This is a genomic window from Bradyrhizobium sp. HKCCYLRH1030, assembly GCF_051168395.1.
GTDB lineage: Bacteria > Pseudomonadota > Alphaproteobacteria > Rhizobiales > Xanthobacteraceae > Bradyrhizobium.
Genome location: NZ_JBNPUY010000009.1, coordinates 1 through 14,525 on the forward strand (window position 1 = coordinate 1; position 14,525 = coordinate 14,525).

Consider the following 14,525-nt stretch of genomic DNA (forward strand, 5'->3'; position numbering starts at 1 on the left):
TCGACCTGGCCTTCCGGATAGTTCTCGATCACCACCTTCAGCGGCCGCAGCACCGCCATCCGGCGCAGCGCCGTGCGATTCAGCTCCTCGCGGATGCAGAATTCGAGCATGCCGACGTCGACGATGCTGTTCGCCTTGGCGATGCCGATGCGCTTGATGAACTCGCGCACCGCCGCCGGCGGCACGCCGCGCCGCTTCAGGCCGGCGATGGTCGGCATGCGTGGATCGTTCCAGCCGGCGACATGGCCGTCCTGCACCAGCCGCGTCAGCACGCGCTTGGATAGCAGAGTATAGGTGAGATTGAGGCGCGCGAACTCGTACTGGTGCGGATGCGACGGCACCGGCAGCTTGTCCAGGAACCAGTCGTAGAGGGGACGGTGATCCTCGAACTCGAGCGTGCAGATCGAGTGCGTCACGCCCTCGATCGCGTCCGACTGCCCGTGCGCGTAGTCATAGCTCGGATAGATCTTCCAGGCGTCGCCGGTGCGCGGGTGGTGGGCGTGCAGGATCCGGTACAGCACGGGGTCGCGCAGGTTGATGTTGCCGGCGGCCATGTCGATCTTGGCGCGCAGCACGCGCGCGCCGTTCGGGAATTCGCCGGCCTTCATGCGCCGGAACAGGTCGAGATTCTCCTCGACCGAACGGTCGCGGAACGGGCTGTTCCTGCCGGGCTCGGTCAGCGTGCCGCGCGACAGCCGAATGTCTTCCTGAGACTGGTCGTCGACATAGGCCAAGCCGGCCTTGATCAGGCCCTCGGCCCAGTCGTAGAGGCGCTCGAAATAATCCGAGGCGAAGAACAGGTTGTCGCCCCAGTCGTAGCCGAGCCAGCGCACGTCAGCTTGGATGGAATCGATATATTCCTGCTCTTCCTTGGTCGGATTGGTGTCGTCGAAGCGCAGATTGCAGCGGCCGCCGAACTCCTGGGCAATGCCGAAGTTGAGGCCGATCGACTTGGCATGGCCGATATGCAGGTAGCCGTTCGGCTCCGGCGGGAACCGGGTGACGACCGTCTTGTGCCTGCCGCTGTCGAGATCGGCCTGGACGATGTCGCGGATGAAGTCGCGCCCTGCCTCTGCCGTCGCCGCCGTGTCTGTCGTCGTGGTCATCAAGAATATCCTGCTCCGGAATTTGGCAGCCTATCTGCCAAATCCGCTTCCCCCAAGGAAGGCTTTAGTTATGCGATAGGCCTGCTATACACCCCCCGCCCTCTTGAGCCCCTGCCTGGATTTCGTGCTGCCGCCCATGACCTCCCCGATCGTCACGCGCTTTGCCCCCTCCCCGACCGGCTTTCTCCACATCGGAGGCGCCCGGACGGCCCTGTTCAACTGGCTGTATGCGCGCGGCCGCGGCGGCAAGATGCTGCTCAGGATCGAGGACACCGACCGCGAGCGCTCGACCAGTGCGGCGATCGACGCCATCCTCGACGGCCTGAAATGGCTCGAGCTCGATTGGGACGGCGAGGTCATCTACCAATATAGCCGCGCCGCGCGCCATCGCGAGGTCGCCGAGCAACTGCTCGCCAGCGGCATGGCGTATCGCTGCTATGCCACCGCCGAGGAGCTGGCCGCGATGCGCGAGAAGGCGCGCGCGGAAGGCCGCACCCGGCTCTACGACGGCATGTGGCGCGACCGCGATCCCAAGGAGGCGCCCGAAGGCGTCAAGCCGACGATCCGGCTGCGCGCGCCGCTGACCGGCGAGACCGTGATCGAGGATCAGGTGCAGGGCCGCGTGGTCTGGCAGAACGAGAACCTCGACGACCTCGTGCTGCTGCGAGGCGATGGCAATCCGACCTACATGCTGGCGGTCGTCGTCGACGACCACGACATGGGCGTCACCCACGTCATCCGCGGCGACGACCATCTGATCAACGCCGCGCGCCAGAAGCAGATCTACGATGCGCTCGGCTGGACGGTGCCGTCGATGTCGCACATCCCGCTGATTCACGGGCCCGATGGCTCGAAGCTGTCGAAGCGCCACGGCGCGCTCGGCGTCGACGCCTACCGTGCGATGGGATATCTGCCGTCGGCACTGCGCAATTACCTGGTGCGGCTCGGCTGGAGCCATGGCGACCAGGAGATCTTCTCGACCGAGGAGATGATCAAGGCGTTCGACCTGCCGGCGATCGGCCGCTCGGCGGCGCGGTTCGACTTTGCCAAGCTGGAAAATCTCAACGGCCACTACATCCGCCACAGCGACGATGCGGCGCTGGTGCGCCAGTTCGAGGACGTGCTGAATTACGTGCCGAACGGCGCGGCTCTCAAGGCCAAGCTCAACGACGCCACGCGCGCGCAGCTCACTTTGGCGATGCCGAGCCTGAAGGAGCGCGCCAAGACGCTCTTGGAGCTGATCGACGGCGCCGCCTTCATCTTTGCCGACCGGCCGCTTCCGATCGACGCCAAGGCCGCGGCCCTGCTGACGCCGGACAGCCGCGCCCTGATCGGCCGGCTGCGTGACGCGCTGGCCGCTGTCGCGTCCTGGAGCGGACCGGCCACAGAAGCCGCGCTGCGTGCGTTTGCTGAAGCCAACAATCTCAAGCTGGGCGCGGTGGCGCAGCCGCTCCGCGCGGCGCTCACCGGCCGAACCACCTCACCCGGTATTTTCGACGTTCTGGCGATCCTGGGGCGTGATGAATCCTTGGGCCGTCTGGAGGACCAGACCACCTCATAAGGTCTCATGGACCCCCATCTTGCAGCGCACAGGGCAATACGATACGCATTTGCGCGGCACCCACTGGTTTTCCCGGCTCGAACATCCTTCACACGTTGCGGCGGGCTCGTTGACGGATGTTAGGGCCGAAGGACACTAGTAAGTATAAGATTCCAGTACGGTTTCGGATTTGACCTTCGCTTAAGCTGTTGGCAGCGACAGTGACGCGAATGTCAAAGCCACCGCACTAGATAAAGTCCACCTGCCCTGCCATCTCTCAAAAAGAACAAGGGCCAAGCCTAACGATCTCATCGGGGACAAACGATGGACGCAAAATCCGCAAGCAAGACCGCGACCCTCACCGTCGGCAACAAGAATTTCGATCTTCCGATCCTGAGCGGCACCGTGGGTCCCGACGTCATCGACATCGGCAAGCTCTACGCCCAGACCGGGATGTTCACCTATGATCCCGGCTTCACCTCGACCGGCAGCTGCCAGTCCAAGATCACCTATATCGACGGCGACGCCGGCGTCCTGGAATACCGCGGATATCCGATCGAGCAGCTCGCCGAGAAGGGCGACTTCCTGGAGACCTGCTATCTGCTGCTGTACGGGGAGCTTCCCACCAAGGCCCAGAAGCAGGATTTCGACTATCGCGTGACCCACCACACGATGGTGCACGAGCAGATGTCGCGCTTCTTCCACGGCTTCCGCCGCGACGCGCATCCGATGGCGGTCATGGTCGCTTCGGTCGGCGCGCTCGCCGCGTTCTACCACGACTCCACCGACATCAACGATCCGAAGCAGCGCATGATCGCGTCGATGCGGATGATCGCGAAGATTCCGACCCTGGCGGCGATGGCCTACAAATACACCATCGGCCAGCCTTTCGTTTATCCGAAGAACTCGCTCTCGTTCGCCGAGAACTTCCTGCACATGTGCTTCGCGGTGCCGTGCGAGGAGTACAAGCCGAACCCGGTTCTCGCCGACGCGCTCGACAAGATCTTCATCCTGCACGCCGATCACGAGCAGAACGCCTCGACCTCGACGGTGCGCATCGCCGGCTCCTCGGGCGCCAACCCGTTCGCGTGCATCGCCGCCGGCATCGCCTGCCTGTGGGGTCCGGCGCATGGCGGCGCCAACGAGGCGGCACTGAACATGCTGGCCGAGATCGGCACCGTCGACAAGATTCCGGACTTCATTGCCAAGGTGAAGGACAAGAACAGCGACGTGCGCCTGATGGGCTTCGGCCATCGCGTCTACAAGAACTACGACCCGCGCGCCAAGATCATGCAGAAGATGTGTCACGCGGTGCTCAAGGAGACGGGCCACGCCGACGATCAGATGCTCAAGGTCGCGATGGAGCTCGAGAAGATCGCGCTCAGCGATCAGTACTTCATCGAGCGCAAGCTCTATCCGAACGTCGACTTCTACTCGGGCATCACCCTGAAGGCGATGGGCTTCCCGGTGTCGATGTTCACCGTGCTGTTCGCCGTCGCCCGCACCGTCGGCTGGATCAGCCAGTGGAGCGAGATGATCGAGGATCCGCAACAGAAGATCGGCCGTCCGCGCCAGCTCTACACCGGCGTCGCGACACGCGACTATGTCGAGATGGACAAGCGCGGCTGAGCGCAGCGCAATTCCGCTTTCGAACGGCGCCGTCGATCCCGACGGCGCCGTTTCGTTTGTGAGGTCGCACCTTTCTGACTCGCGGCATCGGCCGGGAGTGCATCAGGCCAGCGCCTCGAGATGAGACCTGAGCTGCTCGGCCCCGTATGGCTTGGCAAGGAAGCGCGCGCCGGACGGCAGTTCCGAAGGGGTCACCTGACCTGACGTCACCAGGAGCGCGACCGGAGGCCAGCGGTCCCTGATGACGGCGACCAGCCGCAGGCCATCCATCGACCCCGGCATTTGGACGTCCGTGAAGACCACCGATATGCGGTCACATCGTTCGAGAAGCGAAATGGCCTGATCGGCGTCAGCTGCCTCGATGACTTCGAAACCGAGGTCTCTGATCATGTCGACAGCGTTGGCGCGGATCAGCCCCTCGTCCTCAACGACCAGAACTGTTTTTCTTGTGAGCCGAACGCGGGACACTCTGTCTCCTGTCCAATCTCATTCAATCGCACGACGATCATTTTGTTCCGGCGAACGTTCCGGGGCTGAATGCGTTGAACGGTGCAAATCGAAGACACGACTTGCATCCTGGATCGGGGACCAGCTCGAGCATACGATGACGACCAATCCCAACCCGGACGTCGACGCTGTCCAGCAGCTCGACGCCGTTCCCAAAATTCTGGACTCGGTGAGCAGGATCACCGGGATGGGATTCGTTGCGGTCGCGCGCGTGACCTCGGATCGATGGGTCTGTTGTGCGGTTCGCGACGACATCAATTTCGGCCTGAAAAAGGGTGGCGAGCTGCGCGTCAAGACGACGATCTGCAGCGAGGTCCGGGAGCGAGGCAAAGCTGTCGTCATCTGTGACGTCGAGACGGATCGCATGTTTCGCGATCACCCGACGCCAAAGCTCTACGGCTTTCGCAGCTATATCTCCGCTCCGATCACCCTGTCCGACGGGACCATCTGGGGCACCCTGTGTGCGATCGATCCAGCGCCGCGCGAGCTGGACCGGCCCGAGATCGTCAGCACCTTTCAGCTGTTCGGGGAGTTGATCGCGGCCCAGCTGGAGCTTCATCAGCGCTTCGCGCTCAGTCAGGCCAGCCTCGGCCTCAGCGAGAAGCGCAGGTTTTCGACCGAGGAACGGCTGAAGATCACCCAGGCTGACCTGCTCGACGAGCGCCGGACCGCCGAGCTGAGAGAGCAATTCATCGGCGTTCTCGGCCATGACCTCCGCAATCCGCTGGCCTCGATCGACGCCGGAATGCGCGTGCTGCTCCGCAGTCAGGACAGCGCCAGAGCGCCTGAGATCATTTCCATGATTCAGAAATCAGTCATGCGCATGGCCGGACTGGTCGACAACATCATGGATTTCGCCCGGGGGCGCCTCGGCGGCGGCCTGACGATCAAGCCCGACGCGCGGCAACCGCTGGCGCCGGTGATCGAGCAGGTCATCTCCGAGATCCGGCTGGCCTGGCCCGATCACGAGATCGAGACCCGGATCAACATCGCGGAGCCGGTCAAATGCGACCGCAGCAAGATCGGGCAATTGTTCTCGAACCTGCTCGGCAACGCCATCTCCTACGGCGACAAGGACAAGCCGATCCAGGTCTCCGCAACAACGAGCGAAGGCTCTTTCGTGCTCGCCGTCACCAATCACGGACCGCCGATCTCGGACAAGGCGATGCAGAATCTGTTCAAGCCCTACATGCGTGGCGAGCGTCCGAGCCAGCATGGTCTCGGGCTCGGACTCTACATCGCCTCTGAGATTGCGCGAGCGCATGGCGGCACGCTCCAGGCCACGTCGACCGGCGACAGAGCGACCTTCGAATTCAAGATGCCGCTTGAGGCCTGATCAGCGCCGTCCGCTGCGCATCGTTGCCAGCACGATGTCGGCTGCGCGCACGCTTGGCGAGGCCGCGCCCGTGGACATGATCGCGTCGAGGCGATCGAACGCTTCGACCTGGCGCGAACGTATCGGACCGTGGCCCAGGAGATCGGCGAGAACGGGCGCGAGATTGTCGGCGGTGCAGGCTTCCTGAAGGAATTCCGGAATGACGTTCTCGCCGATCACGAGATTGGCGAGAATGACCGATTGCACGTTGACGACTCGCCGGAGAATGAACGCCTCGATCTCGCCGACGCGATACGCCGTCACCATCGGCACGCCGGACAGCGCGAGCTCCAGGGTCACCGTGCCGGACTTGGCGAGCGCGGCGCGCGCGCGCCTGAAGGCTGCCCGCTTCTCGGCCTCGCCCGTGATGATCTCCGGAACGAGCGGCCAGTTTGCGACTCCAGCCCGCACCGCGGCTTCGAGATGCGGCGTGGTGGGCAGCACGGATTCGAAGGCCAGGTTTTGGGCGCGCAGCCGCGCCAATGTCTCGCCGAACACGGCGATGTGGCGAGCGACCTCGCTGCGCCGGCTGCCAGGAAGCACCAGCAGAACGGGAGGGTCGGCATCTCGGCGCGCCTGCTCTGCCGCATTGGGGCGCAGGTTGGCGAGCTGTTCGATCAGGGGATGGCCGACATAGGTACAGGGCGGACCATTGAGCCTTCGGAACGCCTCCGGCTCGAACGGCAGCAAGCCCAGCACGTGATCGACGTAGCCGCGCATCGCGCGTGCCCGGCCCGGGCGCCACGCCCATACGGTCGGTGCCACGTAGTTCACGATCGGAATCTCGGGATCGCGCGCGTGAACCCGCTTCGCCACGCGCTGGGTGAAATCGGGACTGTCGATGATGACGAGCACGTCGGGCTGGTCCGCAACGATCGCATCGACGGTGCCGCGGATCAGGCGGAGGATCTTGGGCAGCTGCTTCAGCACCGCCGCGAAGCCGACGATCGAGAGCTCCTCGATCGGAAACAGCGAGGCGAGCCCCTCGCGTGTCATGCCGCGGCCGCCGACGCCGGAGAATTCGACGCCGTCGCCGAGCCGCTGGCGCAGCACCTTCATCAGGCTGGCGCCGAGGCGATCACCGGACTCTTCGGTCGCGACCAGGCAGATCCTGCGCATGGCCGGGCCTGCCGGAGGCCGGGGCGTCACGCCGTGACACCCGTGATGAACACGCCTGCCCGATCGGCGGCAGCCACTGTCTCCTGGGGATCGGCGAGCAGAGTATAGGCGGCAGCGACGGCGACTCCGGCGAGACCCGCGGCCGAAAGTCCCTCGATGGTTCGCGGACCGATGGTCGGCAGGTCGTAGCGGAGGTCCTGGCCGGCCTTGGGCGCCTTCACCAGCACGCCGCGCCCGGCAGCAGCACGAATGCGGCGATCGGCGCGCAGCCGCGCCACGCGGGCCAGCAGCCCGTCGGTGCCCTCGATGTCCTCGAGCGCAACGACGTGGCCGTCGATCACGACCACGGCCTGCCCGACATCGAACGGCGCCATGGCGCGGAGCACGGACATTCCTTTGGCGATGTCGCCAGTCACCAGATCGTTGGGCCCGCTCCGCGTCAGCCGCCCTTCGGGCACGAGCAGATTGGGGGCGACGTCCTTGACGCCGATCATGTGAAAGCCGTGACGCTCGAAGATGCGGCCGACGCCGGACAGCAGATGATCGTCACCGCCGCGAAAGGCCGACCAGATGTAGGGCAGCTCGCGCAGCGTGCCCCAGTCGAAGCGGATCTCCGACACGGCCGGACGAACGAGATTGCCGATGAACATGAGATCGCGAACGCCCTCGGCCTTCAGGAGCTTCAGGGCATTGCCGAGTTGGCCGAGGCCGATCCAGTGATGACGGAAGCGCGCCAGCGGCTTTGGATCGCAGATGCCCTTCAAGGCGAACAGCACCGGCGTCTGGCCGCGCGCGACGATGGCATCGGCGACCGCGAAAGGCAGCACCCCGCCCGCGGCGATCATGCCGATCGGCGGAGAGGTCACGGCGGCCGGCGTCGCCATGGCGCTACGGCTCGATGGCCGGCCTGCCGATCTCGGGCAGGCACAAGGCGCGATGTCGGCCGCCATCGATGAAGGCGAGGATCTCGGCAATGGCGGGATCCTCGCCGGCCAGCGGCCGCACCGCCGCGAGGCGATCGGCGAACACGCCGGGGCCATGGAAAAGCTTTTGATAGAAGGCACGCACCGTGGCGAGGCGCTCGCGTGTGAACTTGCGGCGCTTCATGCCAATGACGTTGAGACCTTCGAGCGCGGCATACTGGCCGTTGGCGAGGCCATACGGAATGATATCGCCGCGTACGCCGCAGACGCCGCCGACCATCACGCCATGGCCGATGCGGGTGAACTGATGCACCGCGGACAGGCCGCCGATGTAGACGGAATCACCGACCTCAACATGGCCGCCAAGTGTCGCCGAGGTCGCGAAGATCACGTTGTCGCCGACAACGCAATCGTGGGCGACATGGGCATTGTTCATGAAGAACCCGGCATTGCCGACCTTGGTCAGGCCGCCGCCTTTCGTGGTGCCGATGTTCATCGTCACGCCTTCACGGAAGGTGCAGCCGGAGCCGATCTCGAGCCGATGCGGCTCGCCGCGATAGCTGAGATCCTGCGGCGCGCCGCCGAGCACGACGAAGGGCGAGATCACGTTGTCATCGCCGAGCGTGGTGTGGCCCATGATCTGGACGTGGCTGATCAGCTTGCAGTTGGCCCCGATCACGACGTTGGGGCCGACGATGCAGTAAGGACCGATCACGGTCCCCTCACCGATGACGGCGCCATCCTCGACGCGTGCGGTGGGATCAATCTTGCTCATTTCGACGCAATCAACTTTCTACCAGCCCGTCAGTCGGTCAGCATAGCGCCGACATCGGCCTCGGCGACGACGACGCCGTCGACCTTGGCATCGCCGTGGAACCACCACATCGTCTTGCGCCGGCCGATCGAGCGCATGTGATACTCGATGGTCTGGCCGGGCAGCACCGGCTTGCGGAACTTGCACTTGTCGATGGTGAGGAAATACACCGCGCGCGGCTTTTCCGTGCCCTCGACCGACTTGATGCCGATCACGCCGGCGGTCTGGGCCATGCCCTCGATCATCAGCACGCCCGGATAGACCGGCCGCTCCGGAAAGTGCCCCTGGAAGCAGGGCTCGCCGATCGAAACGTTCTTGACGCCGATGCCGCTGTAGTCGGCCCGGATGTTCTTCACGCGGTCGATCAGGAGAAATGGATAACGGTGCGGCAGCGTCTTGAGAATCTCGTTGATGTCGACGTCCGCAAACCTGATGGGTGACTCCTCCATCACTCCCGTCCCTCGTCCCTGTTCGTCGCGGTCGAATCTCGCACCAGCCGTTCCACCGCAACGATCTCGCGGAACCACTGCTTGGTCGGCTTGGCGAAGAAACCGCCCCACCGGCCGTTCGGCGGAATGTCGTCCTTGACGCCGCTCATCGCCGTCACCTGCGCACCATCGCCGATCGTCAGGTGATTGTTGATACCAACCTTCGCCCCGAGCGCGACGTTGTCGCCGATCGTGAGACTTCCTGCCAGCCCGATCTGGGCCGCCAGCAGGCAATGCCGTCCGATTGTGACATTGTGGCCAATCTGCACCTGGTTGTCGATCTTGGTGCCCTCGCCGATCACCGTGTCGCGCAGGCTGCCACGGTCGATCGTCGTGCCGGCGCCGACCTCGACATGGTTCTGGATCAGCACCCGCCCGGTCTGCGGCACCTTGGTGTGCCCATCCGCGCCGAAGAAGATGAAGCCGTAGCCATCCTGGCCGATGCTGCAGCCAGGATGGATCAGGACGTCGTTGCCGATCAGCGCGCACTGGATGACGGTGCGGGCGCCGACATTGCAGTCGCGACCGATCTTGACGTGGGGACCGATCACGGCACCCGCACCAACGATCGTCCCCGAGCCGATCTCGACATGGGCGCCGATCACCGCCAGCGGCTCGACGATGACGCCGTCCTCCAGCCGCGCGGTGGGATCGATGATGGCTTGAGGCGAGATTCCATCGTCGCCGAACCAGGGCTGCGGCCGCAGTGCGTCGGCATGGAACTCGCGCGCGAGCTGCACGAAGGCGCGGAACGGCTGATTGGCGCGAAGCACTGCGACGTGGGACGGCACGCGCGCCTCGAATCGCGGACTGACCAGGCAGGCGCCCGCTTTGGTCCCGGCGAGCTGGCCAGCGTATCTGAGGTTGTCGAAGAACGCCAGATGCATCGGGCCGGCCTCGTCGAGCGACGCCAGTCCCTTGACGACCTGCTCGCCGCGGGATGGGTCGACCAGGGTGGCCTTGGCGGCGGCGGCGATCGCTGCCAGGGTCGTGGGCGGCGGCGATTGGAAGAAGGTCGGCTGGGCCATTCCGTCGTACTCTCAAGACAAAAAGTCAGAGCCCGGCTCCGGTGTCCCGGAACCGAGCTCCCATTTCTTACACCGGCGAGGTTGGTCGATGCCAACCCGGATTCGATCGGCCCAGGCTCAGAACGATGTACCGCCGCCGAACCGGAATTCCTGCGTCCGGTCGAACTGACCCTTGGTGAGCGGGATCGCGTAGTCGAAGCGCAGCGGACCGAACGGCGACGCCCACACCAGACCCACGCCGACCGAGGTCCGGACCTTGTTCTGGTCATCGAACTGCAGACCAAGGCAGGTGCCGGCGTTGTTCGGGTTGCGCGTCGGCTTGATACAGCCGGGGGTATTAACCTCGCCCGTCGCAGCCCAGGACGTCGGACCCTGATAGCCCCACAGGCCGCCAGCGTCGGCGTAAACGGCACCCTTCAGGCCCGTCTCCTTGGGCAGGAACCAGAACGGCATCTGCAGTTCGAGCGAAGCGCCCCAGTACTTGGTGCCGCCCAGCGCGTCCTGCGTGCCGAATGGATTGATATCGCGCGGACCAATGCCGTTCGGAGCGAAGCCGCGAACCAGGTTCGGACCCATCTGGAAGTGATCGAGCATGCGCAGCTGCGTATTGCCGATCTTGTTCAGGATGCCGCCCTGGAGGTGGACGATGCTGACGATGTCCGACACCAGCGGGGTGAAGTACTTCGCATCGAACGCGGTCTTCAGGTACGACACATCGCCGCCGACACCCGCGAAGTCCTGCTTGAAGTCGACCAGCAGGCCGTCGGTCGGGTTCTTGTTGTTGTCGAGCGTGTTGTAGTTCAGCGTGTAGCCGAGTGCCGAGGTCAGCGTCGCGCCGTTCGCCAGCTCCTGGCGGACCGGCAGCGAGGCCTCGCCATTGGCAAAGCAGCCGAGACCGCCGTTCGGATCGGCGAGACCATTCGCATTGATGAACGCCGGCGTCGGATTGAACGGCACGAAGCGGTTGCCGATCAGGGTGCCGGCCGCGACGTTGTTACAGTCCGACAGCGTCGCCGGCAGCGAGATCTCCTGGCGATAGATCGAGTAGCGCAGCTGCAGCGACAGGTCTTCCCGCAACTGGAAGCCGAGGCGCGGGCTGAAGCCGAGCGTCTTGGTGCCGTAGGAGATGAAGTTGTTGGCGAGCTGCTGGCGCTGGTAGAGGTCGAGGCCCAGCGCGACCCGGTAGTCGAGCAGATAGGGCTCGACGAACGACAGCGAGTAGCCGCGGGCGAACTGGCCGTAGGTCACCGACGCCTTGGCGAACAGGCCGCGGCCGAGGAAGTTGCGCTCGGAGATCGAGACCTCGGCGAGCGCACCGTCCGTGGTCGAATAACCGCCGGAGATCGAGAAGTCACCGGTCGACTTCTCTTCCAGGTTGACGTTCAGGACCACGCGGTCGCTCGAAGAGCCCGGCTCGGTGACGATCTTCACGTCCTTGAAGAAGTCGAGGTTCTTCAGGCGGCGCTCGGCACGGTCCACCAGGGCGCGGTTGTAGGCGTCGCCCTCGGAGATGTCGAACTCGCGGCGAATGACGTAGTCACGGGTGCGGGTGTTGCCGCGGATGTTGATGCGCTCGATATAGGTGCGCGGGCCCTCGTCGATGGCGAACACGACCGACACCGTATGAGCCTCGAAGTTGCGATCGCCGCGCGGACGGACCACCGCGAACGCGTAGCCGCGCCGCGAGGCCTCGATCTGCATCTCCTCGACCGACTTCTCGATGTTCTCGACGTTGTAGAGCGAGCCGACGCTGACGCGCGAATATCCGCGCAGCGTGGTGGCGTCGAGCGTCGCGATCGACGACTGGAAGTCGACCGAACCGACCCGGTACTGCTGGCCTTCCTCGATCTTGAAGGTCACGAGGAAACCCTTGCGCTCCGGATCGTACTCGCTGAGCGCAGCCACGACCTGCACGTCGGCATAGCCGTTCTTCAGGTAGAAGCGGCGAATCAGGTCGCGGTCGGCCTCGACACGGTCCGGATCGTAGACGTCGCCCGAGCCGAGGAAGCTCAGGAGGTTGGTCTCGCGGGTCTTGATGACGTCCTTGAGGCGATAGGACGAGAAGGCGTTGTTGCCGACGAACTCGATCGACTTCACGCCGGTCTTCGCGCCTTCCTCGATCGTGAAGATCAGGTCGACGCGGTTGTTCGGCTGCTCGATCATTTCCGGCGTGACGCGCACGTCGTAACGGCCCGAGCGGCGATAGATCTCCGCGATGCGCTGGGCGTCGGACTGCACCATCGGGCGCGACAGCGTGCCGCGCGGCTTCGACTGCACTTCCGCCTGGAGCTGCTCGTCCTTGACCTTCTTGTTGCCCTCGAACGCGACGCGGCCGATCACCGGGTTCTCGACGACCGTGACGATCAGGCGCCCGCCCTGGCGGTTGATCTTCACGTCGGAGAACAGGCCGGTCTCGATCAGCGCCTTGAGGCCGTCATCGACCCGGCCGGCGTCGAGCGTCCCGCCGGGGCCCGGCTTGAAGTACGAGCGGATGGTCTCCAGCTCGACGCGGCGGTTACCGACCACTTCGATCGAGTTGACCGTCTGAGCCGCAGCTGGCGACGAAAGAACCACGCTCGCCAGCGGCAAAGCCACCGGGCCGGCGAACATGATAAAGGCGGCCGCCAAGCCCCCCCGCACCCGCAATCCGAACTTCATGCGCTACGCGCCCTTATATTCCGTTGCCGGTTCCGTACCCCTACGAACCCGACAGATTCCCATTTGTCGTTCGCTTGTAGCCAATTTGGACCCGGCGGCAAACGCCGGATCTCTCTGAATTTTCAAATTCGTTTCAAAACGTTGCCCAACGGCCACGTCGTAAAAAAGCCGCGCTCAGGACCCGGCGAGGTGAAGGATATCGTTATAGGTTGCAAAGACCATCAGCATGAGGACCAGCCCGAGGCCGATTCGGAACCCCATCTCCTGTGCCCGCTCCGACAGCGGCCGGCCGCGGACGGCCTCGACCCCATAGAACAACAGGTGTCCGCCATCGAGCAGCGGAACCGGGAACAGGTTCAGGAGCCCGATCGAGACCGACAGCGTCGCGCACAGTTGCACAACGAACTGGAAGCCGAGGCTGGCTGCCTGTCCCGAGAGTTGTGCGATTCGGATCGGACCGCCGACGTCGCCAGCGCTCCCGGCGCCCGCGAACAGCGAGGCGATGAACTTGAAGGTCGTGGAGATGATGAACCAGACCTGCTCGAAACCGATCTTGATCGACTCGAGGAACCCGACGGGGATCGACCGCGATTCGTCCGGCTTGGCGTTGTACTGGATGCCAAGCACGCCGATCCGGTGGCTGTTGCCGAACAGGTCCTTGACCTCCTTGAGCGCCGGCGTCGCCTTCAGGGTGAGTTCCGTGCCGTCCCGCTTGATCAGGAAGGACAATTCGGTGCCGGCGCTGACCGAGACGACGCGCTGCATGTCGGCGAAGGTCTCGATCGCCCGGCCGTCGATGGCGGCGACGACGTCACCGTCCTTGAAGCCGGCCTGGGCCGCGACGCTGTCCGGCTGGACGGCATCGACCCGCGGGGTCGTGTTCGGCTTGCCGAAATACAGCGCCATGCCGGCGAAGATGATGACCGCGAGGATGAAATTGGCGATCGGGCCGGCCGCGACGATCGCAGCGCGCTGACCGACGGTCTTGTGGTGGAAGCTGTCGGCCCGCTCCTCGGCCGTCATCTTGGCGAGCGCCTCGGCCGAAGGCGTCGAGGCCTCGGATTCGTCGCCGAAGAACTTCACGTAGCCGCCGAGCGGGATCGCCGAGATCTTCCAGCGGGTGTTGTGGCGGTCGTTGAAACCGATCAGTTCTGGGCCAAATCCGAGCGAAAACGTCAACACCTTCACGCCGGCCCAGCGTGCGATCAGGAAATGGCCGAGTTCGTGGAAAAACACCACGATCGTCAGCACGAACAGGAACGGGACGATGTAGCCGAGAAGGCCGTGGCTCAACGTATTGAAGATATGGTGGAAAAATTCCGACATCGATGACCTTCC

At 64.5% G+C, this 14,525-nt stretch carries 12 protein-coding genes; 3 read left to right on the forward strand and 9 right to left on the reverse strand.

What is annotated here, in order from left to right; translation table 11 throughout:
• Positions 1-1,106: glutamine--tRNA ligase (glnS, locus tag ACQR1E_RS24430; protein WP_434897663.1), on the reverse strand; the 1,106-nt coding region annotated here is incomplete at its 3' end.
• A 136-nt stretch (positions 1,107-1,242) separates the two neighbouring features.
• Between glnS and gltX the strand changes: the two genes are divergently transcribed.
• Positions 1,243-2,667, forward strand: a complete 1,425-nt coding sequence (gene gltX, locus ACQR1E_RS24435) for a glutamate--tRNA ligase (RefSeq protein ID WP_434897664.1) — start codon at positions 1,243-1,245, stop codon at positions 2,665-2,667.
• Between the two features lie 303 nt (positions 2,668-2,970).
• Positions 2,971-4,275: a citrate synthase gene (gene gltA / locus ACQR1E_RS24440; protein WP_315711611.1), complete on the forward strand. Its 1,305-nt coding sequence runs from the start codon at positions 2,971-2,973 to the stop codon at positions 4,273-4,275.
• A gap of 102 nt (positions 4,276-4,377) precedes the next feature.
• Here gltA and ACQR1E_RS24445 read toward each other — a convergent pair whose 3' ends face one another.
• Positions 4,378-4,743 (reverse strand): response regulator, encoded by a 366-nt coding sequence (locus ACQR1E_RS24445; protein WP_315711610.1) that lies wholly within the window; start codon positions 4,741-4,743, stop codon positions 4,378-4,380.
• Positions 4,744-4,879: 136 nt separating this feature from the next.
• Here ACQR1E_RS24445 and ACQR1E_RS24450 point away from each other — a divergent pair, with 136 nt between their 5' ends.
• A complete protein-coding gene (locus ACQR1E_RS24450; RefSeq protein WP_316185796.1) occupies positions 4,880-6,118 on the forward strand; it encodes a GAF domain-containing sensor histidine kinase in 1,239 nt (412 codons plus the stop codon).
• On the opposite strand, the gene lpxB is transcribed toward ACQR1E_RS24450, so the two are convergent.
• The 7 genes from lpxB to rseP form a co-directional block, all read right to left on the reverse strand.
• Complete coding sequence (lpxB, locus tag ACQR1E_RS24455) at positions 6,119-7,276, reverse strand: lipid-A-disaccharide synthase (protein ID WP_316185795.1); 1,158 nt, start codon at positions 7,274-7,276, stop codon at positions 6,119-6,121. It abuts the gene before it with no gap.
• Positions 7,277-7,302: 26 nt separating this feature from the next.
• Positions 7,303-8,160, reverse strand: coding sequence for an LpxI family protein (locus tag ACQR1E_RS24460; protein ID WP_315750910.1), 858 nt, complete (start codon positions 8,158-8,160; stop codon positions 7,303-7,305).
• 4 nt (positions 8,161-8,164) lie between these two features.
• A complete protein-coding gene (gene lpxA, locus ACQR1E_RS24465; RefSeq protein WP_315711606.1) occupies positions 8,165-8,974 on the reverse strand; it encodes an acyl-ACP--UDP-N-acetylglucosamine O-acyltransferase in 810 nt (269 codons plus the stop codon).
• Positions 8,975-9,003: 29 nt separating this feature from the next.
• Positions 9,004-9,462: a 3-hydroxyacyl-ACP dehydratase FabZ gene (gene fabZ / locus ACQR1E_RS24470; protein WP_284418776.1), complete on the reverse strand. Its 459-nt coding sequence runs from the start codon at positions 9,460-9,462 to the stop codon at positions 9,004-9,006.
• Positions 9,462-10,529: a UDP-3-O-(3-hydroxymyristoyl)glucosamine N-acyltransferase gene (gene lpxD / locus ACQR1E_RS24475; RefSeq protein ID WP_315711605.1), complete on the reverse strand. Its 1,068-nt coding sequence runs from the start codon at positions 10,527-10,529 to the stop codon at positions 9,462-9,464. Before lpxD ends, fabZ begins: the two co-directional genes overlap by 1 nt.
• Positions 10,530-10,646: 117 nt before the next feature.
• Positions 10,647-13,187, reverse strand: a complete 2,541-nt coding sequence (bamA, locus tag ACQR1E_RS24480) for an outer membrane protein assembly factor BamA (RefSeq protein WP_315711604.1) — start codon at positions 13,185-13,187, stop codon at positions 10,647-10,649.
• A gap of 174 nt (positions 13,188-13,361) precedes the next feature.
• Positions 13,362-14,513: an RIP metalloprotease RseP gene (gene rseP, locus ACQR1E_RS24485; protein ID WP_315750909.1), complete on the reverse strand. Its 1,152-nt coding sequence runs from the start codon at positions 14,511-14,513 to the stop codon at positions 13,362-13,364.
• Positions 14,514-14,525: the final 12 nt, after the last annotated feature.

What these genes read in the sequence shown, in the direction of transcription:
- gltX (WP_434897664.1), top strand. Translation starts at nt 1,243, where the DNA reads ATGACCTCCCCGATCGTCACGCGCTTTGCCCCCTCCCCGACCGGCTTT.
- gltA (WP_315711611.1), top strand. Translation starts at nt 2,971, where the DNA reads ATGGACGCAAAATCCGCAAGCAAGACCGCGACCCTCACCGTCGGCAAC.
- ACQR1E_RS24450 (WP_316185796.1), top strand. Translation starts at nt 4,880, where the DNA reads ATGACGACCAATCCCAACCCGGACGTCGACGCTGTCCAGCAGCTCGAC.
- lpxB (WP_316185795.1), bottom strand. Translation starts at nt 7,276, where the DNA reads ATGCGCAGGATCTGCCTGGTCGCGACCGAAGAGTCCGGTGATCGCCTC.
- ACQR1E_RS24460 (WP_315750910.1), bottom strand. Translation starts at nt 8,160, where the DNA reads ATGGCGACGCCGGCCGCCGTGACCTCTCCGCCGATCGGCATGATCGCC.
- lpxA (WP_315711606.1), bottom strand. Translation starts at nt 8,974, where the DNA reads ATGAGCAAGATTGATCCCACCGCACGCGTCGAGGATGGCGCCGTCATC.
- fabZ (WP_284418776.1), bottom strand. Translation starts at nt 9,462, where the DNA reads ATGGAGGAGTCACCCATCAGGTTTGCGGACGTCGACATCAACGAGATT.
- lpxD (WP_315711605.1), bottom strand. Translation starts at nt 10,529, where the DNA reads ATGGCCCAGCCGACCTTCTTCCAATCGCCGCCGCCCACGACCCTGGCA.
- bamA (WP_315711604.1), bottom strand. Translation starts at nt 13,187, where the DNA reads ATGAAGTTCGGATTGCGGGTGCGGGGGGGCTTGGCGGCCGCCTTTATC.
- rseP (WP_315750909.1), bottom strand. Translation starts at nt 14,513, where the DNA reads ATGTCGGAATTTTTCCACCATATCTTCAATACGTTGAGCCACGGCCTT.